Raw genomic sequence first — 22,845 nt, 5'->3', positions numbered from 1 at the left:
GCCGCCGCAAGCGCCATCACTACTGCGGCAAGGATGAGGGCTTTATTCCTGCCCATTGTTTCTCCTTTGTTTATTTTACAATGATTTCTCAGGAACCCTGTCAATCCTGTCTTGCCCTCGGCAACATAATTATAGAAAAAAACCGCATGTCAAGTCTTTTTACGCCAAAAAATCTCGAAAGGTTCACAAGCAGTCTGTGGATATTTAATAGATAGCTTTTACGTGAAAGTATGCAGTTATGCCCTAATCAGCAAAAGCGCATACGTCCGCTTCGCGCAGACCTTCTCCCGGGTTGGATTGTAGTTAAGATCGAGGTCGGGCTCTATTCGTTCATCGCTTCGAGGAAGTCGGCGTTGCTCTTCGTGAGCCGCATCTTGTCGAGGATGAACTCCATCATGTCCACAGGCGTCATCTCGGCAAGAATCTTCCTCAAAAGCCACACGCGGTTCAGCTCGTGCTCGGTCAGCAAAAGCTCTTCCTTTCGGGTTCCCGAACGCTGAAGGTCAATAGCCGGGAACACGCGGCGGTCGGCAAGACGGCGGTCAAGAACCATCTCGTTGTTGCCTGTGCCCTTGAACTCCTCGAAGATGACCTCGTCCATGCGCGAACCGGTGTCGATGAGAGCGGTTGCCATAATGGTCAGGGAGCCGCCTTCTTCGATGTTTCGCGCGGAGCCGAAGAACTTCTTTGGCTTCTGCAGAGCGTTGGAGTCGAGACCGCCCGAAAGGGTCTTTCCCGAGTGAGGGATAACCATGTTGTGCGCGCGCGCGAGACGCGTAATCGAGTCCAAAAGAATGACTACGTCGCGCTTGTGCTCAACGAGCCTTTTAGCCTTCTGGAGCACCATCTCGGCGACCTGAACGTGGCGTTCGGGCGCTTCGTCGAACGTGGAGCTTATAACCTCGGCATTCACCGAGCGCTCCATGTCTGTAACCTCCTCGGGACGCTCGTCGATGAGAAGTATGATGAGCTCTATCTCAGGATGGTTGCGGGTTATGGAGTTTGCAATCTTCTGAAGTATGACGGTCTTTCCTGCGCGCGGCGGCGAAACGATGAGGCCGCGCTGGCCCATTCCTATAGGCGTAAATAGGTCTATCACGCGGGTCGTGAAGTCGCGGTCGTCAAGATTCTCCATGTGGATGCGCTGCGTAGGATAAAGGGGCGTAAGGCTGTCGAATGGTATGCGTCCGCGCACCGAAGCGACGGGGTCGTTGTTTACCGTCTCTACCTTGACAACGGAAAAGAACTTCTCGCTGTCGCGGGGAGGCCTTGCGCGTGCGGCTACCGTATCGCCCGATTTCAGCCCGAAGCGCTTGACCTGTGCAGGCGAGATGTAGATATCATCCTGGCTGGGCAGGTAGCTGTAGTTCGGCGAGCGCAGGAATCCGAAGCCTTCGCTGAGGATTTCAAGCACGCCCGAACACTCGACGAGTCCGTTTTCGTGCTCCTTGCTCTCGGCCTCAAGTATCGCGCGAACAAGGTCTTCTTTTTCCTTATCGGTTGTATCAATGCTGAATTTCTCAGCGATTTTTTGAAGATCGATAATCTTCTTTTTTCGCAGTTCTTCAAGTTCCATGAGTCTCCCGTCTGGGGGATTTATAAGAGGGTTTTTATTCTTTTTCCCTGGACACGATGATTATAAGAGATTTCGGAATCCTGTCAAGCCCCCGTAACACCCCGTAACACCCCGTAACACCCCGTAATACCCCGTAATACCCCGTAATACCCCGTAATACCCGTAATACTTGCCCCGCAACATTTACCCCAAAACACCCAATTTCTTGAAATCATTCACGATAAAGAAAGCTTATCATCTATGCGACTCGAAGTAGGGATGCTAGAGATGGAGGGGAGGAGGGTGTTCTTGGTGAGGAGGGCGAGGAGGGCAATAGAGGCTGGAGGAGGACATGAGGAGGGCGTTGACTTCCAGAGATAGTGCAATAAGCTTTATGCCGAATGCTAAATCTCCTTACCCAGAAGACAGGTTTTGCCTTTTCGGGCGCGGCCGCACGCATCGCGCAGGAATGCGCGCTCTCCGAGGCGCTCATCGAGGGCTTAACGCCGCTTGGAAGGAAGATAGTACCCGACGTGGTCTCGGGTTCAAGCTCCGGCGCCTTGAATGCGGTTGCAGTGAACGCCGTTCTCATGTTCAAGGAAACGAACGGCAGAAAGGGCATGGGCTGGGAGACCTACAAATCCATTCTATTCGGTTTGAGAAACGAGAACGTGTTTGACCTTTCTGCGCGGGGTATTGCGAGGATACTCAGGAACAACATCGCCGAGGGGTTTTTACTCGATACTTCTCCGTTGCGCAAACTTCTTGAGGATACTCTTGTGAGAATGGGATTCGACACGCTTGGAAGCCTTTTTCTTCAGACATACATCTCGGTGGTCAATACGGACAAGCGCGAGACGATGCGGCTCTCGAGCCGGGACCCTTCTCATTCAAAGCTTTCGCTTCTGGACGTTCTCATGGCGTCCACCGCTATAGCGGTCGCGTTCAAGCCGCAGAAGATTGACGGTCTTGATGGCGAGTTCGTGGACGGCTGCACAGGACGGGACGGAATACCGGTAGAGTCGCTGGCGCGGGAGAACTGCTCGGAGCTTTACGTCATCTCCAAGATGCGCGGCGAGAAGGAACCCAAGGGCGAGGAGTTCGGCCCAAGGAAACTGTTCAAGACGCCTAAGATACTTTCAAACTACCTTGAAGCATCAAGCATCCTAAATAACGACATGTTCCTCTGCCAGCTCGAGCGCGCGCCCTACATTGCAAGACGCGCATACGTCTACATGCCGAAGCTTTCCAGGTCATATTCGATGCTCGATTTCGACACCCAGCGCGAGCAGTACGAGGAAACCCGGCGCTGGGCTGAGAAAAACGCGCCCGAAAAGCTCGAGAAAGCCTCTCCCCGGTGGTGGGAGAGGCTTAAATAACATCTAGATAGACGGCCTGGCGTTTCTTTGGGAACCCCTTGACACCTTATTGCTATAAGACTATACTCTCCTCGTGAGGAAACTAATTTTTACCATGTTTGCGATTGTCGCGGTATCATTTGGTTTTTCGAAGGAGGAGTTCAGATGGGTATTCTTCTGGAGAGATTACAACGGTTATCTGTGGCATGAGAATAGAGCAGAATATGAGGCGAAATATAAAGACGACTTCTGGAGTACGGATAAGATAATCCCCATGCCAGTGCTGACCGAACGTCCGCAATCAACCGCAGAGCTCAAGGAACTCGTGGTTCAGGCGATGAGTGAGCAAAAGAGCCTTGACTGGGCACTGGATTCCTTGAAGCCTGCCACGGGTCCTGCAGCCTCGCTTGCGGATTCAGTCCGGCGCGAGATGCTTTATGTTCTTTACCACGATATTCTGTCTCAAACGAAAAAACCCTGGTCATGGGGTAATGAAACGCCTATAAATTTGTTCTTCAGCGGAGGGGTCTGGACATATGAGGGAGGCTGGAGCCGCTATGCGCACGTATTCCCGGTTTGCTTGGAGGAGGCTAAGATGGATTTTACGGGCTATTTTACCGCGCTTTGGAACAAGACGGCAGATACCCTCATGGATTCTGCCCTAGCAATGGGAATGCTTCAAAGGGCGGTTAAAGGAAACATGTTGGTAAACCGGCTTTCCAATCCTCGATGGGGACCTATCATGAGTTTTGGGCCGTGCATCTATCACGTGCGCTACAATCTTCCTGCTTTTAAGATCGAGATTCCGGTCGAGTACGACTGCTGCAATGATTACCCGGAGGTCTTTAGAAGGCTGGATACGATGATTGTCATAACCTGCTTAAAGAGTGGATACGAATATCTTATCGCCTATTCCCAAAGATTGACAAGGCTTTATTCTATTCAAGAAGATTGTCTGGCCTTCTAAGGCAATATCTCAAAACTAAAAACAGATCAACTCCTCTTTTTTAAAAGTCTTAATACAAGATGATTTTCGAGTGACTGCAAACACGTAAAGTTCAGATTTCTATTGCACTCGTCAGCAAAAGGGAGATAATTAAGAAAATCCGAAAAGGAGGTATGTTATGGCATACGCCGCGATCGAGGAGATTCTTTCAAGGGTCTCACCTGCGAACCCTCCGCCGCCATCAAGATTTCCTGACTTTGCTCCTGAAGATTTAAAGGCCTGGGCGTATTTCATATACGTTTATCTTGATTGCTCGTCTGATGGGGAAGGCCACCCGTCTTTTATGCCTGAATACCGTCAGGAAACCGGAGATGTGCGGTGGAATATGTGGGAAGACGTATGTGATCCTTTCCGCTTCATATACGGCAGGAATGAGGCTGCGGTCAAAGGCAATTATTTCAAGATCCTGCTCGATTACATCAAGAAATTGACTGCAAAATGGCATGACACACCCAAGCACTCAGACAAGGTACTTGGCTTCGATATTACTGAAGGCAACTACGCCGGAATGTATGGCCGTGCAATGGAGGCAAGGGACGTGGCATGGCAAAAGATCATGACTTACTCCTCAACCCTCATCGGTGTGCAAAATGCCGCAAACTCAAAGATTATCCTTCCCGAGATTGCTGTTCTTTACGGAAAAGTCAAAACAGCATGGGATTCGGTGTTCGGAAGCGTAACCACGATAAAGATTACATCATCTTACAGGACACCGAGGGAGCAAGACCTTGTTCCGACAGCGAGAAAGAACCAGGAGACCACACACGCAACGGGCGGCGCGATAGACGTTCAGCCTAATCAAGATTTCATACTCTTTGCAGGTAATAAAAAAAAGTTTGTGTTCTGGGGTTATCTGGCATGGCTTTTCAGGGTTACAGGCAAGGCGGCCTTTGGAAAGAAACCTTATACGTTAGTCGAAGAGACTGCAGGCAACGAAGTAGTTCATGTCAGCTACACCTATTTGCTGAACGAGAGCGCGATTAGCGAGGTCGTCACGCCAGAGCTAGTTAGACCATACCTCGGAGAGCTCCCGCACGAGTACAAGTGGAGCCCAAATTTACTAAAGGAGGACCTGGGACCCAATGCAATAACCAATTACTGGAAAGATTTTGACGCGAACACCTTCACCCTCGACTGGCTTGTATCTAATGTGGGGAGTCTTGATCCCAACGGTGCGGTGTCCGCCGGCTGGATGTCGGGCTTTCTCACTTATTTAAGCAATCACGGCATTGAGAAGGAAAAGGTCTCAAGGGTGCAAATAAATATGCTCGATTTGCAGAGCGGCGAACCGTAACCGGATATCTTGACAAACAATGCTGAAAAGCTATACTCACTTCCGCGAGGAAACTAATTTTTACCATAATTGCGATCATTGGAATTTTATACGGTTTCTCGAAGGAAGAGTTAGGCGGATTAGCTCTCTTCAGAGACGGAGCCTGGTTAAAAGCTCTATTGACGCCTACGACCTCAGCACCGCCCGAAGGCTTATGCTTGCTATACCGTTTCGCGGATACAGCGGCATAAACGAATAAACCCCCTGAAGCCTGATAAGAAAGTGCTCGGATACAAAGAGAATGCATGCGGCTTCCGCGTCGATGGAAAATACCGGCGGGTAGCCATGGACTGTCCCTCCGGACCTGTATCTTGGAAAATGCAGAGATGGACCGAGTCCCACAGCGCCCTGAATAATACCAGCTGAATCCAGAAGAAACAGCCTGTATTCTCCCATAAGCGCTGCGTGCGAATCCCTGAGATAGGAGGATGACGAATCAATCCTTGTAAAGCTCTCGGCCCAGACCCCGAGTATATTAAACCCCTCTCGTCCGGAGTAGTAGCCTGCCTCCGCGTCAAGACGCCAGCCCGGCCTGCCCACGTTAACGCCGTAAACGCTCAGCGTGTCGGAGGAGATGTAGTTGATGCCTCCGCCGCCTATACCGAAGGCCCAACCGCCTGCAGAAAGACCTGTCAGTGATACGAGGAGTAACGCCGCGCCGATTCTAAGCAAATAAACCTACCTTGAGAAAAGCTCAAGCGTCCAGTCGGGCATTGCGGGCGCTTCTTCCCTATCGAGCTTCTCCTGCCATGCTTCATCGGTCAAACGGTCAGATATTGCCTGCTTGAACTCGTAATATGAGAATGCCGCGCCCTGAGCGACATATCTTTTGCCGTTGATGTTCGAAACGATGTATATCCTTGCCGGATTTCCCGTTGCCTCCTCAAGCACCTTGTTCGTGTTTGGATCGGTGTGCACGTCCGCGACAAGCGCCATGCGTTTGTCCGCTTGGGTTTCCGGGATATCGCCAAGACTGTACTCTAGACCTGAAAGCCTCGCCGGCAGCGACCACAGCCATTCGTGCTCATCCTTCGAAAGCGATTCGAACATCTGCTTGCGCGAAAGGGTGTCGAGCTTTGAAAGCATCTCTCGAAAATTCTCGAACGTGTAGCGGATGGGGTTCGATTCATCGCTTGCGGACAGGAAACCGGCTATCAGGCTGGAGCATTCAGCCATTATGACGTATACCTCCGGCGACTCCTCTAAGACTGCAAGCTTCAGCGGAGGGGGAGGAGGCTCTGTGTCACGACCGGGAGGTGCGCCCGTCGCATAGGCGGTATAGCTTTGTTTTGCGTAGAGGATTGCGTCGTGGCGAAGCTCGGTCCATGAGCCGAGTGCGGTTAAAAGCATCTTGCGCGCCCATGCATCGGGGTCTACGTCCCCCGGAGGAACCGCCTGCTTGTAAGCCGAAAACGTCTCGAACCACCTGAAGTATATTGACGACGCCTTCTCCTCATCCGGGAGCGAGGAGTGCCATTCTCGCATCTTCTCAAGCTGCTCGGGATAGTTTTCGTAAATCGCGTCGCCTTCAGCGGAGATTATTTCTTCAGCAGGTCTCCAGCCCAGAACGGACATAACATCGAGTCCCCGCGGGAATACGCGCATTGGTCCCATCTCTGTCATGCCGAAGGTGAAGGGCGCCTGACCGCCGCCAAGATACTCGCCCTCGTATCCGCGCACCCTGTCGGCAACCAGTTCGGTGAAGATGTAGGAATCCGGAACGAAACGCTGGGGCATGAACCGGAAAGATAGAGGGACTTCTACAGGCTCCTCACCGGGCTTCGATTCTGCGTACTCTGAAAGGATCTTTGGCTTGTAGGTTTCCCTGAGGTATTTCGCAATCTCGCGAAGTCTGGTTTCGTCGCTTAAGAGTTCATCGACTTTTTCGCCTGAGCAGTATTTTGTCACCGCGGAGTAGACGTTGTCGGGCGTCAAATCCTCGGCGGAGCCGAAGAAGAAGGCTGTCGGGTTGTATATCTCAGACCAGGTATCCCTGAGTTTGCCGTCGCCGGACAAGTTCCAGCTGATGAGCACCGCCGTCTTGAATGCAAGAAGCTTCTCCCCGCCATCGGTAGCCTTCGGGACGTGCAGGGGAAGCCGGCCGTACCACATCATGGTCATAAAGTAGCGCTTCAAGTCTTCGGAGCGAGTGTAATGACCGCGCGGAACGTACTGGGAGTAGTCCTCCTTGACTCCGGGAAGAAAGGAGAGTTCCCTTATGCCTTCGTGATTTTCAATCTTTGCCACCTCCTCATCGGCCATCTTTTTTATTTCTAAGCCGACCAAAGGCTCGTCCCCAAGGAGCCTTGAGGCAACGGTAAAATAGACGAGTTCCCGGGCTGCCACGTCCCTTTGCTGACCCTTAAAACCCTCATAATCCCTTTTTGCCTTCTCGAACATGCTCTTGGTTAGCGTCTCGAGCTTCGGAAGAAGCTCCTCGACCTCCATCTTGCGGACGGTCCTGTCCACGAGCAGGTGCATGGTGTGGAGAACGAGGTCGGTCGAGATGAACATGGGTGTGTACGGAGAGGTCTCGTAGCCGTCGTACAGATCATAAATATCGTATTCGGCAGTCTCAAGAAGCACGAAGCCGATCGAATCTATTTTTTCGAGCGATTCCTGGCTGAGCCGGTAGGATAAATCCTTCTGGGTTTCCAGAGGATTCATGTCCTTGAGTTTTCCGCTAAAAGCCATAAGAACTCCCACGTTAAAGGTTAAAAAAAATGCCGATGCACGCATTGTTCCTCCTTGAAATATCTTGGTTACTATACTCGGCTGCAAAAAAGAGTCAAGTCCGGAGCGCAGACTTTTCTTGACTGCGACCGCAGCTTATGTATAGTACTGAACAAGTCTAAAGGAGGAATACTGATGGCACCTTTCGGTTTTAAGTGGATGACGTTTGCGGCCGTTATCGTAACGTTTTTGACCATTATCGCTTCGATTGTATTTGCGCTTGTGCGCACGAAGGAGCGCGAAGATGATTGAGTTTATCAAATCCTCGGCATTCACGTACTGGACGATAATCGTTGTCTACTTCGCAATTACGCTCGTCACAGGAATCCTGCTTGGAAAACGTTCATCCAAGGGCGAGGACTACTTTCTGGGCGGACGCAAGGTCGGGCCCTGGGTTACGGCTTTGTCCTTTGTTGCCGCATACTTCTCATCGGTGTTGATAATCGGAGGTGGAGGGTTTGGTTACAAGTACGGGCTTTCAACGCTCTGGATTGGCGCCATAAACGTCCTTGTGGGATGCTTCCTCGTGTGGGCAGTAATCGGACGGAGGGTAAGGGTCATGACCAAAAGGCTCGGCACAATGACGGTGCCCGAGTTTTTCGCCGAGCGCTTCTCCTCTCCTGCGGCAAGACTCTTCTCCGCGGCAATCATCATAATATTCCTCATTATATACAACGTGAGCGTCTTGAAGGGAATGGGCAACGCGTTCGAGGTACTCATGGGCTGGCCTTATACGACTGCCGTGCTCGTTTCGGGCCTCCTTATCCTGATCTACGTGGCGGTGGGCGGCTATCTTGCGGTAGTCTGGACGAGCTTTCTGCAGGCATGGGTTATGATATTCGCGCTCGTGTTCATGAGCATCTTCGCGGTAATGGCTGTTGGAGGGTTCGAGAAGCTCAATCACGCGCTTTCAGCCATCAACATGGGACTCGTGCAGACGCCTGGAGAGTGGGGCTGGGCTGGGCTCATAAGCTTCTCATTGATAATGAGCTTCGGCGTGTGGGGAATGCCCCAGCTTGTCGTGCGCTTCTATTCGATTGAAAAAGCAAAGCTCTTGCGGATCGGGACTCTTGTTGCGACTGTCGGCGGCTCGATAGCGCTTCTGCCCTATCTCACAGGAGCGGCCGCGCGCGCGCTTTTCCCCAATCTCCCAAACCCCGACCTTGCCATACCGACGCTCGTGAAGCACACACTCCCCCCTTGGGCAGGAGGCCTGCTCCTTGCAGGGGTTCTTGCCGCCGGAATGAGCACGTTCGCATCGGTTTTGATTATTGTCTCCTCTGGCGTCGTGCGCGACGTCGTGGAGAAGGGGCTTAAAATTGAGATGAGCGACAAGAGGCAGGTGCTGTGGGGCAGGATAGTGAGTCTTGCAGCCGGGCTCATCTCGCTCGTCATAGCCCTTAAGCCGCCAGACCTCATACTCGTCATAACCGGCTTTGCATGGGCAATAATCGCATCCACCAATCTCTGGCCCATGCTCTTCGGCGTCTACTGGCGCGGCGCCTCGAAGATGGGCGTTCTTCTCTCAATGATTACAGGCTCTTTTGTCGCCCTCGCGTGGCAGATTCTCGGAAAGGCGGGCTGGAAGCTTGTTGCGGATTCAGGCATTCACGGCTTCATTCCGGGAATACTGATCTCCCTCTTAATTATCGTGCTCGTATCGCTCTTTACGAAGAAGCCCTCGAAGGAGCTGCTCGACCGCGCGTTCGGGGATTAACTAAAGAAAATAGCACAACCTGGATTATCTGATTTTGTTGGTATTCTGAATTACTGGTTTACGTTTCCCTGCGCGTTTGTTTTAATGACCCAAAGGTCTTTGGAACCTTTGACAGTGCAGTAGCCTGTGAGTATGAACCCGGCCTCCGGGGTGGCGTCTACGGAGAAAGCCTCCTCGTCCTGCCATGTTCCGAACGTGTTTTCCCACAAGAGCTTGCCATCTCTATCGACCTTGAACAGCCATACGTCCTTTCTTCCTGCGCCTCGCGACTTGGTATACCCTGCGACGACCGCGCCCGAGTCCGGAGTCGCGACGATGGAGTAGGCGATATCCTCCCGCTCGCCGCCGTAGCTCCTTCAACCGAAGGTTCTCCTCCCGAAGTGAGGATACCTCCTCCCTCGTCGCGCTGCGGAGCGTATCGCCTCGCAGCTGACACTTCCCGCCCTCCATGAACTGCTTCAGCCAGTTGTAGTATACCGTCGGATTGATCCGTTCCCGACGGCATAACTCCGCTACCGAAATCTCCTTCCTGAAACCCTCCAATACAATCCTTATCTTATCCTCTGCGCTGAACTTGCGCCGTGTCTCCTGTTTTACCTTCTGGATCAGCCTTGCCGCTCCTCCCTGAGCCTGGGTCGTTGCATCCATGCGCGCTCCTTGGGGTCAGTATAACCCCTTTTACGACCAGGCTCAACCCCCAACTATGCATTCATTCTCTGACAATTTGTCCAATGGGCGCTGAAACAGAACACGCTCACCATTTTGGAGATAAGAATGGATATAGATGAGTCGACTCCATGCCCGGTCTGCACAAATGGTAACCCATTCATTAGAGGAGCTATATTTGAAAGAGATTTCTCCTTTTAGGTATCCAAAGAGGGTTTTCCCTAATTGAGAGTCAGACAAATCCTTGGTCAAACGTTGATATCCATTTACTACAGGTTGGGGAATAAGTACCGCCATCATTAGATTTGAGAGGAAAAGGAACAGAATTATAAACCTATTATGCATAGTTACCTCCCGTCCATAGTATTCATTTTCTTAAAAGTATAAAGATTTCCGTAATTGTCGCTACCCCAGAATAAAACTTGGGCTTCAATTAAATTGCCGTAACAGTCACGACGCCAACGGAAGCTAGAGTGTCGTTCTGCATCAGTAGGAAGTAGATCAAAATTCTTCGGATAACGTGAACCGCCGCCCTTCAATTCTGATGGCTCAAGAAGCACGAAATTCGTATCAAAGAGTATTGCGTGAGAAAGGGTCGAATCATCAGGATCTGGGATGTATAGGACGTATCCTTCATTTTTGAAAGGGGCAAAGGTCATGTAGCCAATACAAGCGTTTTGATAGGTTCTCCAGATGTATTTTCTCCACGAGAAAGTATCAATGAGAGGTTCAGAAGTGTTTTGATGAGGTATATTTAAGTCAAGTTTGATAAGATCGATTTCACCGGACCTGTCGTTAGATTCATGAGGATTGACCTTGATTCTTGCGTTAAGCCCAAATCTGCGAATCCAGTCAGTGAAAACTGCACCGTAACGACCAGTCCACATAATATGATAGGGATAAAGTCGGTAGTCGTATGTTTCCTGGCTAATAGGAGTGAGTCCCGTCTGGTCAAGTAAGGCTTTATGCATGACCCATCGAAATTCTTCTATCTTAGTTGAACTTGTTAACATTTCAGAACCTATCAGCATCAGTGTATCACCGGGTAAGACTGTCTTGTAGCTGCTAGCATTTGCTAAGCGTGGCCATGGGTAGTAATCATTGAAAACTCCATTCGAGCTTACTCGAATAAAGTGAAGATCTTCACTGCTATTATCGGATTCGTCGGATGAAAACAGGAAATACGCATTTTCCCATCGATCAAAAGTTATTCTTGATGTCCCAATGTTTACCCTCTGGTTTTTGGGGGAGGTAAAAAGGAGTATTTTGCTGAAAATTAACTCACCTTTTGGACTGATTTTTGTCGCATATAGGTTTTTACCGACTTTGCTAATAAACCAAAGATTACCTGAAGCGTCAAAATCCTCAAGTGAACTATACAACATTGGATCCGTTTGCGTGAGACAAGAAAGCAATACCTCAGCTTGAGACTTAGCATTGCCTATAACGGTTACGGTTAAGAGAAACGAAATTAATGTTAAATGCATTTGATACCTCCTACCAAAGGTTTGTTGTTGTTTCTCTTCCGAGCAACTTATGAAAGTTGATCAGACAATCATTGTTCCTATTCTCTTCACTGATATCAGTCATGAAATTGGAATTTTCATAGGAAACACCGAATTTTTGTGATTCGTATACACCGTACAGAAGCTCGCTACACATCAACTGGTAGCTTACTGGATCTTCGTCGTCATTTGGGTCCAACTTTTCGTCTTTCAAGCCCAGTGCATGTCCGATTTCATGCGCTAATATATGGGCAAAGATATAAGCTACCCTGCAGAAATCTTCTCGATATTCTTCTGTTAAAGGAAGACCCATCCTGAAATCCAGCCACAAACCTGTGAGCATGAGTATAGTCACTATAGGGATGTAAAAGATGCCCCAAGAGAGTATTCTTTTAAAAAGCTGGAGTTCAAGCGAACGACATGCCTTTCTAAGTAAAACCATCGACACGGATAAGACACCTGCTATCAACAAGGACGCAATCGTCACTTGCAGCCGGAATATGTTGGGATCAAGCGGCAAGGCATCCTCTGAAGCCTCTACCATTTTCGTAAGAACAACGTCGTATATCGTAACATAGGGAAAGTACGCCGCGCAGCCCAAAACAACCATCACCGCAACGGAAGTCAGGATTATGGGAAGTTTTTTTTCATATTTCCTCCCGTTTTATTGCAATTTACGGATAAATGATATGCTGGGGGTTAGGGTTGTCAATATCGTGATACTGACTGCTGTTGACTTGAGAGTTCGAGGGACTAGAATTTCTTGATTCAACGGATTATTCACAAGTTCAGCCAAGGAGTTTTGCGATGAAGTATGATGCTGTTGTAATAGGCGCCGGACCTGGCGGTTACCCTGCGGCAATAAGACTCGGGCAATTGGGAAAGAAGGTGGCGGTAGTCGAAAAGAACGCGGTTGGAGGCGTGTGCCTCAACTGGGGATGCATACCCACCAAGGCGCTCTGCCACGCGGCTGAGGTTAAGCACTCCATCCCCCTCTTCCAGCGGATGGGGCTTGGGTTCGAAGATAAGGAACTCGATTTCCCCAAACTCCAGCAGTGGAAGGACTCGGTGGTGACCAAGCTCGTCAAGGGCGTCGAGTTCCTATTCACCGCAAACAACGTTGAACTTGTGAAAGGGGTCGCAAGGATTGCGGAGCCCGGTAAGGTGGAGGTCGAGGAGGCAGCGCAGAAGCGGATTCTCGAAACGGACTCGATAATCATCGCAACAGGTTCTGCGCCGACACCCCTGCCCGGCATTGTGCCGGACGACGAGCGGATTTTCTACGCCGAGCGCGCGCTATTCTTCGCAAGCGTTCCGGAGAGCATGATAGTGGTGGGCGCCGGCGCCTCCGGCCTCGAGATGGCGACCGTATACAACTCCTTCGGCACAAAGGTGACTATAGTGGAGATAATGCCCCAGGTTCAGCCCGGTCTGGACGCGGAGGTAGCGGATAATATTGCGAAACTCATCCAGCGCCAGGGAATAGAGCTATATCTCTCGTCGAAGGTGACGGAGCTCGAGAGGACGGACGCGGGTCTTCATGCCGTTATAGAGACCGAGGACGGGAGGAAGGTGGAGAAGGACTGCCAGAAGCTTTTATTGGGTGTGGGCCGCAAGCCGCTGACGGAAGGTCTGTGGCAGGATGCGGTCGCTATTGTGACCGACAAGAAGGGCTTCATCAAGGTCTCGGACAAATTGGAGACCTCGGTGAAAGGAATATACGCCGTGGGCGATGTTACGGGACCTCCCCTTCTTGCCCACCGAGCGACAAAACAGGGCGTGGTGGCGGCTGAGGTTATCGCCGGACACGACGTGAAGTTCGACCCCAAGGCGATGCCGGCTTGCATATATACGATTCCGAACGTTGCGTCTGTGGGACTATCCGAGAAGCAGGCACAGGATGCAGGGCTTGAGTTCGAGGTAGGACGCTTTCCGTATTCTGCGCTCGGACGTGCATCCACGCTCGGCGAACGCGACGGGTTCGTGAAGATAATCGCGGAGAAGGGTTCGGGCAAACTTCTGGGCATGCACGTGATAGGTACAGGAGCGGACACCCTTATAGGCGAAGGTATTGTAAGTTTAGAGCTTGAAGCATCCTTAGAGGTGCTTGGTTCGTCCGTACAGCCCCATCCGACCCTTCTTGAGGCGGTGATGGAGGCGGCAGAAAACGTGTATAAGAAAGCCATACACATCAAGAATTAATCAGGACGAGACGATGCGGCATTCCGAGTTCAATGGCGTGGCTGGCCGTGTTTTACGAGCGTTGACAAAAACAAGCCCTTAGGTAAACTCCAGCGTGAGCTCTAAAGCGTTAAAGGTTTTAGTCCTGACGGGTCCCGGAACAAACTGCGATGCGGAGACCGTCTTCGCATTCAACCGTCTCGGATGCAAGGTTACGGAAAAGAGCCTGCGCGTATTCTCTGGTAATCCCGGGGAGCTCGAATCCTATGAGATTCTGGTGCTGCCGGGCGGCTTCACCTACGGCGACTACCTTGGTGCCGGAACCCTTTACGCATCGGATCTCAAGCACACAATGGCCGATGAGATAACAGAATTCATATCAAATGGGAAATTCATAATCGGAATATGCAACGGGTTCCAGATACTCGCAAAATGCGGTCTTCTTCCCGCTTTAGAAAAGCCCTTCGAGGACCCTTCGGTTACACTCGAGGTCAACAAGTCCTTGAGGTTCGAGGACCGCTGGATATATCTCAAGCCTGAGGGTTCAAGCTTCTGGACAAAAAAACTTCCCAAGTTGATAACGCTTCCTGTAGCCCATGCTGAGGGACGCTTCACCGTGCGCGACAAGAAAGTGCTCCGTTTGCTCGAAACAAACGGGCAGATAATCCTGAGATACGCCACGAATGACGGAACTCCTCCTAGGTACCCGGCGAACCCCAATGGTTCCGAAGCTCATATCGCGGCCATCACGGATAAAACCGGTCAGATTATGGGGATGATGCCGCACCCGGAGCGCTTCATGCTCGCCGAGCACCATCCTTCGCATACAAGGGGGAATTTTTCAGGAGAACCTCACGGTGCGCTTCTTCTTTCAAACCTGGTCAATGAGGCCCGCTCGAGGTTCTCCTAGCCCTTTTCGCTCAAGATTATTTTGAGTCGAGTTAACCCTCCGGGGATTGGCGCCAGTATCATATTTATAAGCAGTCTCGGTGTCGCGGTGTTGTGGAGATATGGATTAAAGAGATCAATATGTTCATGAAGGCGTCAGGCGTTGCGCGTATGGAGTTTTATGGTGTTACAGGGGCGTTAAGGTTGCGTTACGGCGGCGTTACGGCGGTGTTACTGGAGTGTTACGGTAGTGTTACGGGTTAGCGCATGTAGGGGCCTGAACCAGGGGATTCCAAAAGGTTCGCGAACGCCTGAACTATCTCTCTTGCGACTATCCTTATCTGGAAGAAAATCAAGCCCAGCTTTGCGTTTTCGTCTGTTACCACGACCAGCACCGTATCCTGGCCCGTATTGGTGATTATCGTATAACCCTTGCTTCCCTTGACATAAACCTGTTCGAGACTGCCCTGCCTGAACTCTTCGACCGTTCGTTCGCCGAGTCCGAGCAGGGTTGCCGCGATGGCGGCAACGTCGTCGTCCTTTGTGCCTGGTGAAAGCGCGGATGCCAGCATTAAGCCGTCCATGCTGACTACGGCCGAAGCCTGGATTTCGGGTGAGGACTGGCTTAATTTGAATAAAATTGCCTTCAGCTTGTCTTCAAGTCCTGGCATCTATCCTCCGGTTAGAGTAACATTATATAGTCACTGTTGTGCATGTCAAGTTATAAGGAAGAGTTTTGTTAAAGCTTGTATTGATCGCTGCGTCTATCTGAAAAGAGATCGTTCTGCGGGGTAATCCGCTTGGTTCTGGCTTTTTGCGGATCGATTTTGCAACTTAAAAGACGCTCTTCCTTGTCCGCAGATGAAAGCACTTCGCCCTTAGTGCCGATTATCCGGCTGCTGCCTATGAACTTCAGGTGTAAGGTTTTTCTCCTCTCCTCGCCTGTCCGGTTCGAAAGCAGGTAGAATACGTTGTTTTCGAGCGCTCGCGTGGACGCTGCATCAGGGCAGTAAGGCATTACCAGATTCGAAGGATGTGCGATTATATCGGCTCCACTCAGCGCAAGCGTGCGAGCCGCCTCGGGAAATATCCAGTCGAAGCAGACCATCATTCCGACCTTAGCCACACCTATATCGAATACTGGAAATCCGAGATTGCCCGGCTCGAAGACCTTCTTCTCCGTGGAAAAGAGATGGACCTTGCGGTACGTTCCCATGTGGCCTTTCCGACCGAAGAGAACGGCCGAGTTGTAAAATATGCCCTCATCCTTTTCGGCAACGCCTGCAACAACGAATCCGCCGGTCTTTATTGAGAGTTCCTGAAGAAAGGAGCTTGTTTCGCCGCCAGGAAACTCTTCAGCATGCGAGCTTAGTTCTTTCTTTGAAAGGAACAGGTAGCCCGTGGTAGAGAGTTCAGGCAACACCAGAAGGTCGAGTTTTGCATTCCTGCACAATGACTCAATCTTTTTGAAATTTGCGTCCTTGACACCCCATGCAGGCTCAAACTGAAGAACGCCTGCAATCATCAATCGAGAAAGCGGTTAAGCCCCTGTGTCCACGAGGCTCTTATCTCCTCTACGGACACCGTGGCAATGGTGCGTCTGCCATCCTCCTGCATGATAAGTCTCGGTTCAGATGTGGTCTCGCCGATGGATGCAAAGACATCGCCTTCCATTATCTTTTCGAAATCGGACGCGTTCTTCTCTGAGACCTCGACAAGCAGGCGGCTCTGGCTCTCGGAGAAGAGAAGGTAATCGTTTCTTTTAATTTCCTTTGCCGCCGGTATGCTTCCAAGATGAATCCTTGCTCCCATCTCGCCGCCAAGACACATCTCGGCAACGGCGACACCGACTCCTCCCTCTGACAGGTCGTGAGCGGATAGAACGAGTCCCGCCCGCATCGCTTTTTCCAGTTTTGCGTATCTCTTCTTGGCCGACTTCATATCGACCCTGGGCACGCTGGCTCCAAGGTGCATGTTGAGATGCATATACTCCGACCCGCCCAGTTCTGCCCTGGTCATTCCCAAAAGGTATATCTTAGAGCGGGCGCGCTTGAAGTCGGTCGAGATAATACTCTTTGAGTCCCTGACAAGCGTAAGAGCCGAGCATAGAAGTGTTGTGGGAATATTGATCTTCTGATCTTTGCCCGGCGTAAAGAAGTTGTTAAGACTGTCTTTGCCTGATATGAAAGGAACGCCGTAATTCTTAGTCGCATCCCTGCATGCAAGAGCGGCTCTTAATATCTCGTAGAGCACCCTGGCGTCGTCCGCGTCGCCGGCGCAGAAATTATCAAGGAGCGCTATTCGGTCAAGCCTCCCTCCGACCGCCACGAGATTGCGTATGGCTTCGTCTACCGCCGAAGCCGCGGCCCAGTAGGAGTCTATCAAGGCGTATCTGGGAGCAATTCCGTGCGACACGGCTACGCACAAAGGCTCATCAAGCAAGGGCTTCATTACAGCTGCATCGGACGGCGCATCCGCCTTAATGCCCGCAAGGGGTTTCAGAACAGTCGTACCCTTTACTTCGTGATCGTACTGCCGGATTACCCACTCCTTCGAGGCTATGTTCATCTGTCCCAGAAGCCGAAGCAGAGTCTGGCCCAGGTCTTTCGGCTGCAGTATCTCAGGGTCCGATTGAGGCTTGGATTCAGGGACCTTTATCTTGAACTTCCTCTGGGGAAGACCGTTGTGCAGGAAATCCATACCAAGGGAGGCGATTTCGTTGCCCTTGAACCTCAGACGAAGAATCTTGTCGGATGTCACCTCTCCGATTATGGTCGCATCTATGCCAATCTTGACGGCGAGTTCAAGGAAAGCGTTCGCCTTCTCAGGTTTCACAAAGACAAGCATTCTTTCCTGGGATTCGGATATCCATATCTCGTGAGGCGCGAGACCCGAGTATTTGAGCGGGACTCTGTCGAGGTCTACTATACAGCCGTGATTTTTCGTCATCTCGCCGACCGCTGAAGAGAGACCGCCGCCGCCGCAGTCTGTAATGCTCGAGATTAACCCTTTGTCTCTGGCTTCAACAATCAGATCCCTGAGGAGTTTTTCTTCTATTGGATTGCCTATCTGCACTGCGGACCCGTACTTGGTCTGGGACGCACCGGCAAGAGCGGTCGAGGCGAAGGTGACGCCGTGAATGCCGTCTCTTCCTGTTTTTGCGCCTGCCACTATTATCGCGTCGCCCTTTGAAACCTTCTTTTCGATGGCATCGCGCGGCAAAAGCCCTACGGTGCCGCAAAAAACCAAGGGATTTGCTAAATACAGCTCATCGAAGTAAACGGCTCCGGCAACCGTGGGAATCCCCATCCTGTTGCCGTAATCCCTGACGCCTCCAACGACTCCTTCAAGCACCGTTCTCGGTGAAAGCACCCCTTTTGGCAGCTTGCGTGTCGGGAATCCGGGGGGTCCGAAACAGAAGACATCGGTGTTGAATACCGGGTCTGCTCCGAGTCCGGTACCTAAAGCGTCCCTTATGACCCCGCCGATACCTGTCGCAGCGCCGCCGTAGGGTTCTATTGCAGACGGGTGGTTGTGGGTTTCGACCTTGAAGGAGAGCGCCGATTCTTTTGTGAACTCTATAACACCAGAGTTATCCTTGAACAGGGAAAGGCACCACGGCAGATTCAGGTCCCTTGAAGGCTGCATTATCGTGTCCTTAAGAAGATTCTCTATCTTATCGCCGTTCATTTCGAAAGATGCATTGAACGTCTTGTGCACGCAGTGCTCGGACCAGGTCTGCGCGATGGTTTCGATTTCAATGAGGGATGGTTCACGGCCCTTGTTCCTGAAATGCTCCTTTATAGCCCCCAGTTCTGCAAGGTTGAAATGCCAGCTGGATTTCTGGGATAATTCCGAGAGCTCCGCATCTGAAAGCCCTTCAAGCTTCACGAACTCCTGCTTGAATCGTATTCCGTGATGGTGAGGAAAAGGCTCTTCGCCCCTGAGCGTGAGATGCTGAATGAGCGGGTTGAAGAGGTGGCGTTCCGCGAATCGGACGAGTTTGGCCCTCTGAACGGATGCAGGAAAGATGAAGCGGGTCGCCCTTCGCACGTCTTCAATCGCGATACTTCTTCGTTTTAGATGCGTCAGTATCCAGGTTGATTCCGGATCCGTAACTCCGGGATGATACCAGACCTCAAGAGCCCGCATACCTGCAGGCACTGCCCTTCCGAAAGACACCTCTTCGCTTACCGGGTCTGCGAATAATTCAAACACAAGCTTCTCAACATCCGATTTCGCCAACTCGGTTTTCAGAAAGTAAACTCGTATGATTGAAAGCCCCTTTGAAGGAAGTCCCTCCTCCACCATCAGTCTCACAAGCCCTTCAACTTGCGGATCCTGACCTTTTTTTGATACTTCAATCCTGTGCACCACAGCGGATGATATGCGGTTCATTATCGTTGTCAACGTCAGATTTAAATTGAACCATTCAGCGTCCCTGAGTATAATTCAGCGCAGGTTGACACTTTTGATGCACAACCTATAATTACTATTTGACTTTGAAAAATCCATTCAACCGAGGTTTTTCATTGGTTTATGCTTTTTTTCCGAGAGAAGCAATGGGTTGCTCGATAGAGAAACGCGAGGATGGCGGAACAGGCAGACGCGCTGGATTTAGGATCCAGTGAGGTAACTCATGGGGGTTCAACTCCCCCTCCTCGCATGACTTTTACCTGCGCTGAGTTGCAGGTTTTAAATAAGCTACGATTTTATGAAAGGAAACTGATAAACTTGGAAACCAACGTAGTCCATAAGAATGACTGGCTTCTTGCGATAGAGGGCAAGGTGCCGTCGGAAGAAGTCCGGAAGGAAAGAGAAAAGCTTGTTAAAAGATTCGCAAGGAAGGTCAAGATTCAAGGCTTCAGGCCGGGCAAGGCGCCCCTTGCAATGGTGGAGGCAAGATACGACGAAGAGATACGCACCGAGCTTGTCGAGGATTTCGCTTCAGAGGCTTACAGCCAGGCTCTCAAGGAAAAGGACATAAAGCCCCTTACCCAGGCGCGGCTAACGCACTGGAACTATATCCAGGATGACGAGCTTCGATTCGAGGTTGAAGCCGAGGTTCTTCCCTCATTCGATGTAAAAGGCTACAATCAACTGAAGCTCGAGCCGGTTACTCCGCCTGCGCGGGAGGAGCTTATCGAGCGCCGTCTTGAATCGCTTAGGCAGCGTGCGGCAAGGCTTGAGCCGGTGGAGAGACAGGCAGTGAACGGCGATTTCTTAAGATGCGACTATACGGTCTCGAAAGCTGGAATGAAGGACGAAAAACACACCAATGTCCTTATTCTTCTCGGAGACAAGGAAAACTTCCCCGAGATCAATTCCGCACTCGAAGGCAAGAAATCCCAGGAAACGGTCGAGGTAGAAATAGAGCTTAATGAAGGAGAAAACAAAAAATCAAAAGCGCGTTTTCATTTCACGATTCATGAAGTGAAGGAACGCAAGCTCCCCGATGCGGACGATAATTTCGCCAAGGATATGGGATTCGAGAACATGCAGGCTTTCCGGGCCAAGCTCGACGAAGATGCCGGGGTTGAAGCGGAGACTATAGTAAAGGAGAAGAGGGAGGATCAGATATTCAAGCAGCTCATCGAAAGCAATCCTTTCGAGCCGCCTCCCACGCTTGTCAACGAACAGACGCGTTACCTTGCAAAACGTCTCAGGCTCGACGAGACGCCTGAGGTGCTTAAGGAGCTTGAGCCAAAAGCCCAGGAGCATGTCAGGCTTGACCTTATAATGGAGGCGATTGCCGATAAGGAAAACGTAGAAGTCTCGGATAAAGAGCTTGAAAAATGGTACGAAGACCGCGCGAAAGGCTTCAACATTCCGCTTACGCAGGCAAAACAGCTATGGAAGAAACAAAGAGCCCGGGATGAAGCAAGGCGCAGGAAAACAATAGATTTTCTCTTGGAGCGAGCAGCTCAAGGAGGCAGGATTGTATATCCCGATAGTAATTGAACAGACAGGAAGAGGAGAAAGGGCATATGACATCTACTCCAGATTGTTGAAGGACAGAATCGTGTTCCTGGGTTCGCCTGTGGACGACAACGTAGCCAATCTTATCGTGGCGCAGCTATTGTTCCTTGACGCTGAAAGCTCTGACAAGGATATCTATCTTTACATTAACTCGCCGGGCGGAATAATAACGTCCGGCCTTGCGATTTACGACACCATGCGGTACATAAAATCAAAGGTCATGACCATATGCGTGGGAATGGCAGCGTCCATTGCGTCTGTTCTTCTCGCCGCAGGAACAAAGGGCAAGCGCTTCGCACTTCCAAACTCGCGCATAATGCTTCACCAGCCTTCGATATCAGGACTTTCAGGCGTGGCCTCGGATGTCGAAATTCACGCCCGCGAACTCCTTAAGTGGAGGCAGCGCCTGAACGAGATACTTGCAGATGCGACCGGTCAGCCCATTGAAAAGATAGCGGTTGATTCCGACCGCGACAACTTCATGAGCCCGGAGGAAGCAAAGACCTACGGCCTCATCGACGATATACTCGTTCCTTCGAGCATTCCTGATGCCGGAAAAAAATAAATCGCAGTCTGCAAAGCAGATCGAATGCTCTTTCTGCGGAAGACCCAGACAGCTCGTCAAGCGGCTCATCTCCGGAAGACACGCATACATATGCGATTCGTGCGTAAGGCTGTTCGGGGAAGTCATCACCAACGAGGAGAAGGCCGAACAGACCCTCTCGCTCGGTACTCTGCCCACCCCTTCGGAGTTCAAGAACCATCTCGACGCATACGTTATAGGCCAGGAGCGCGCGAAGAAGGTTCTGTCGGTAGCGGTCTACAACCACTACAAGAGACTGATAACGCGCTCGAAGGGAGTGGAGATTGATAAATCCAACATCCTTTTGATTGGTCCGACCGGCGTAGGCAAAACCCTTCTCGCGCAGACGATGGCGCGCTACCTGAACGTGCCTTTCTCAATCTCGGATGCCACTCCGTTGACCGAGGCTGGCTACGTTGGAGAGGATGTTGAAAACATCCTTCTGCGGCTCCTTCAAGCCGCGAACTACGACCTTGACCGGGCGCAGCAGGGAATCATCTATCTTGATGAGATAGATAAAATAGGCCGTAAATCTGACTCGCCCTCTATAACGCGGGACGTCTCAGGAGAGGGCGTCCAGCAGGCGCTATTAAAAATTATTGAGGGAACCACGGCGAACGTTCCCCCGAAGGGCGGTCGCAAGCATCCTGAACAGCAGTACATTCCCATGGATACCAGGGGGATTCTCTTCATCTTCGGCGGCATGTTTGACGGCCTTGCTCCCATAATACGGTCAAGACTACGCAAGGTTGCCATAGGCTTTGGAATCGAACGCGACAGGGTCGAGCACTATTCCGACGACGAGATTCTCGCGCGCGTTGAGCCGGAGGACCTCGTTCACTACGGTCTGATTCCAGAACTCGTGGGCCGCATACCGGTCATTGTATCCCTGACTTCTCTGGATGAACCGTCGCTCGTCCGCATCCTTACCGAGCCACGCAACGCTGTTCTCACTCAGTACGAGCATTACTTCCAGATGGAAGGCATAAAGCTTTCGTTCACACAATCCGCGCTCGGAGCTGTAGCCCGGCGAGCATACGAACGCGGCTCAGGAGCACGCGGACTGCGTTCGATAATGGAGCAGACCATGCTCGACATCATGTTCGAGCTGCCCGAGCGCAAGTCTGAAGGCTGTGTAGAATGCATTATCGACGAGGATACAATTCTCGAAGGCAAGCACCCCCGCTTCAAGAAAGCGCCCCAGAGACGCAAAGCCGACTAATTTATCGGGTTTTTTTTACCCCTCTCGCTTGAGCATTCTTTTAAAACCAGCAGTTTTTTAATAGAGCCTGATCAGTAATATCGATATTTTTTTACTCGCGACTCCAACAAACAAGACCT

The 22,845-nt window shown here is 51.1% G+C and carries 19 protein-coding genes and 1 tRNA gene; 10 read left to right on the top strand and 10 right to left on the bottom strand.

Annotated features, from left to right (window positions below):
* Positions 1 to 322: 322 nt before the first annotated feature.
* On the bottom strand, positions 323 to 1,576 hold the full coding sequence (gene rho / locus GX441_04175; GenBank protein NLI97841.1) for a transcription termination factor Rho: 1,254 nt from the start codon (positions 1,574 to 1,576) through the stop codon (positions 323 to 325).
* Between the two features lie 380 nt (positions 1,577 to 1,956).
* On the opposite strand from rho, the gene GX441_04170 reads away from it, so the two are divergent.
* The 3 genes from GX441_04170 to GX441_04160 all read left to right on the top strand — a co-directional run bounded on the left by GX441_04170 (position 1,957) and on the right by GX441_04160 (position 5,213).
* Positions 1,957 to 2,934: a patatin-like phospholipase family protein gene (locus GX441_04170; protein ID NLI97840.1), complete on the top strand. Its 978-nt coding sequence runs from the start codon at positions 1,957 to 1,959 to the stop codon at positions 2,932 to 2,934.
* A gap of 73 nt (positions 2,935 to 3,007) precedes the next feature.
* Entirely contained in the window at positions 3,008 to 3,880 is an 873-nt protein-coding gene (locus GX441_04165) for a hypothetical protein (GenBank protein ID NLI97839.1), read from the top strand.
* A gap of 157 nt (positions 3,881 to 4,037) precedes the next feature.
* Positions 4,038 to 5,213: a hypothetical protein gene (locus GX441_04160; protein NLI97838.1), complete on the top strand. Its 1,176-nt coding sequence runs from the start codon at positions 4,038 to 4,040 to the stop codon at positions 5,211 to 5,213.
* Between the two features lie 165 nt (positions 5,214 to 5,378).
* Here the strand turns inward: GX441_04160 and GX441_04155 are convergent, their stop codons facing one another.
* Positions 5,379 to 5,924, bottom strand: a complete 546-nt coding sequence (locus GX441_04155; GenBank protein NLI97837.1) for a hypothetical protein — start codon at positions 5,922 to 5,924, stop codon at positions 5,379 to 5,381.
* A gap of 6 nt (positions 5,925 to 5,930) precedes the next feature.
* Positions 5,931 to 7,991, bottom strand: a complete 2,061-nt coding sequence (locus GX441_04150) for a DUF3160 domain-containing protein (GenBank protein ID NLI97836.1) — start codon at positions 7,989 to 7,991, stop codon at positions 5,931 to 5,933.
* A 238-nt stretch (positions 7,992 to 8,229) separates the two neighbouring features.
* Between GX441_04150 and GX441_04145 the strand changes: the two genes are divergently transcribed.
* Positions 8,230 to 9,702: a sodium/proline symporter gene (locus GX441_04145; protein NLI97835.1), complete on the top strand. Its 1,473-nt coding sequence runs from the start codon at positions 8,230 to 8,232 to the stop codon at positions 9,700 to 9,702.
* A 50-nt stretch (positions 9,703 to 9,752) separates the two neighbouring features.
* On the opposite strand, the gene GX441_04140 is transcribed toward GX441_04145, so the two are convergent.
* From GX441_04140 to GX441_04125, 4 genes are all read right to left on the bottom strand, one after another.
* A complete protein-coding gene (locus GX441_04140; protein ID NLI97834.1) occupies positions 9,753 to 9,911 on the bottom strand; it encodes a hypothetical protein in 159 nt (52 codons plus the stop codon).
* A gap of 13 nt (positions 9,912 to 9,924) precedes the next feature.
* A complete protein-coding gene (locus tag GX441_04135; GenBank protein ID NLI97833.1) occupies positions 9,925 to 10,350 on the bottom strand; it encodes a transposase in 426 nt (141 codons plus the stop codon).
* A gap of 365 nt (positions 10,351 to 10,715) precedes the next feature.
* Positions 10,716 to 11,855, bottom strand: a complete 1,140-nt coding sequence (locus tag GX441_04130; GenBank protein NLI97832.1) for a hypothetical protein — start codon at positions 11,853 to 11,855, stop codon at positions 10,716 to 10,718.
* Positions 11,856 to 11,865: 10 nt separating this feature from the next.
* On the bottom strand, positions 11,866 to 12,486 hold the full coding sequence (locus GX441_04125; GenBank protein ID NLI97831.1) for a metallopeptidase family protein: 621 nt from the start codon (positions 12,484 to 12,486) through the stop codon (positions 11,866 to 11,868).
* Positions 12,487 to 12,680: 194 nt separating this feature from the next.
* Here GX441_04125 and lpdA point away from each other — a divergent pair, with 194 nt between their 5' ends.
* Positions 12,681 to 14,075: a dihydrolipoyl dehydrogenase gene (gene lpdA, locus GX441_04120; GenBank protein NLI97830.1), complete on the top strand. Its 1,395-nt coding sequence runs from the start codon at positions 12,681 to 12,683 to the stop codon at positions 14,073 to 14,075.
* 94 nt (positions 14,076 to 14,169) lie between these two features.
* The gene (purQ, locus tag GX441_04115; protein ID NLI97829.1) at positions 14,170 to 14,964 is read left to right on the top strand and encodes a phosphoribosylformylglycinamidine synthase I; all 795 of its coding nucleotides are present in this window, start codon (positions 14,170 to 14,172) and stop codon (positions 14,962 to 14,964) included.
* Between the two features lie 238 nt (positions 14,965 to 15,202).
* On the opposite strand, the gene GX441_04110 is transcribed toward purQ, so the two are convergent.
* The 3 genes from GX441_04110 to purL form a co-directional block, all read right to left on the bottom strand.
* A complete protein-coding gene (locus GX441_04110; GenBank protein NLI97828.1) occupies positions 15,203 to 15,613 on the bottom strand; it encodes a hypothetical protein in 411 nt (136 codons plus the stop codon).
* 68 nt (positions 15,614 to 15,681) lie between these two features.
* The gene (locus tag GX441_04105; GenBank protein NLI97827.1) at positions 15,682 to 16,467 is read right to left on the bottom strand and encodes an acyltransferase; all 786 of its coding nucleotides are present in this window, start codon (positions 16,465 to 16,467) and stop codon (positions 15,682 to 15,684) included.
* Positions 16,467 to 19,340, bottom strand: a complete 2,874-nt coding sequence (gene purL / locus GX441_04100; GenBank protein NLI97826.1) for a phosphoribosylformylglycinamidine synthase subunit PurL — start codon at positions 19,338 to 19,340, stop codon at positions 16,467 to 16,469. The genes GX441_04105 and purL overlap by 1 nt, the downstream gene beginning before the upstream one ends.
* A 186-nt stretch (positions 19,341 to 19,526) precedes the next feature.
* Between purL and GX441_04095 the strand changes: the two genes are divergently transcribed.
* From GX441_04095 to clpX, 4 genes are all read left to right on the top strand, one after another.
* Positions 19,527 to 19,608: transfer RNA gene (locus GX441_04095), tRNA-Leu, on the top strand.
* A 68-nt stretch (positions 19,609 to 19,676) separates the two neighbouring features.
* Positions 19,677 to 20,903: a trigger factor gene (tig, locus tag GX441_04090; GenBank protein ID NLI97825.1), complete on the top strand. Its 1,227-nt coding sequence runs from the start codon at positions 19,677 to 19,679 to the stop codon at positions 20,901 to 20,903.
* Entirely contained in the window at positions 20,881 to 21,486 is a 606-nt protein-coding gene (locus tag GX441_04085; protein NLI97824.1) for an ATP-dependent Clp protease proteolytic subunit, read from the top strand. The genes tig and GX441_04085 overlap by 23 nt, the downstream gene beginning before the upstream one ends.
* Complete coding sequence (gene clpX, locus GX441_04080; GenBank protein ID NLI97823.1) at positions 21,470 to 22,726, top strand: ATP-dependent Clp protease ATP-binding subunit ClpX; 1,257 nt, start codon at positions 21,470 to 21,472, stop codon at positions 22,724 to 22,726. The genes GX441_04085 and clpX overlap by 17 nt, the downstream gene beginning before the upstream one ends.
* The last annotated feature ends 119 nt before the right edge of the window (positions 22,727 to 22,845 follow it).

This window comes from bacterium, from assembly GCA_012517375.1.
GTDB lineage: Bacteria > Hydrothermota > Tepidihabitantia > B3-TA06 > B3-TA06 > JAAYVC01.
This window is presented reverse-complemented; position numbering and strand designations above follow the sequence as displayed.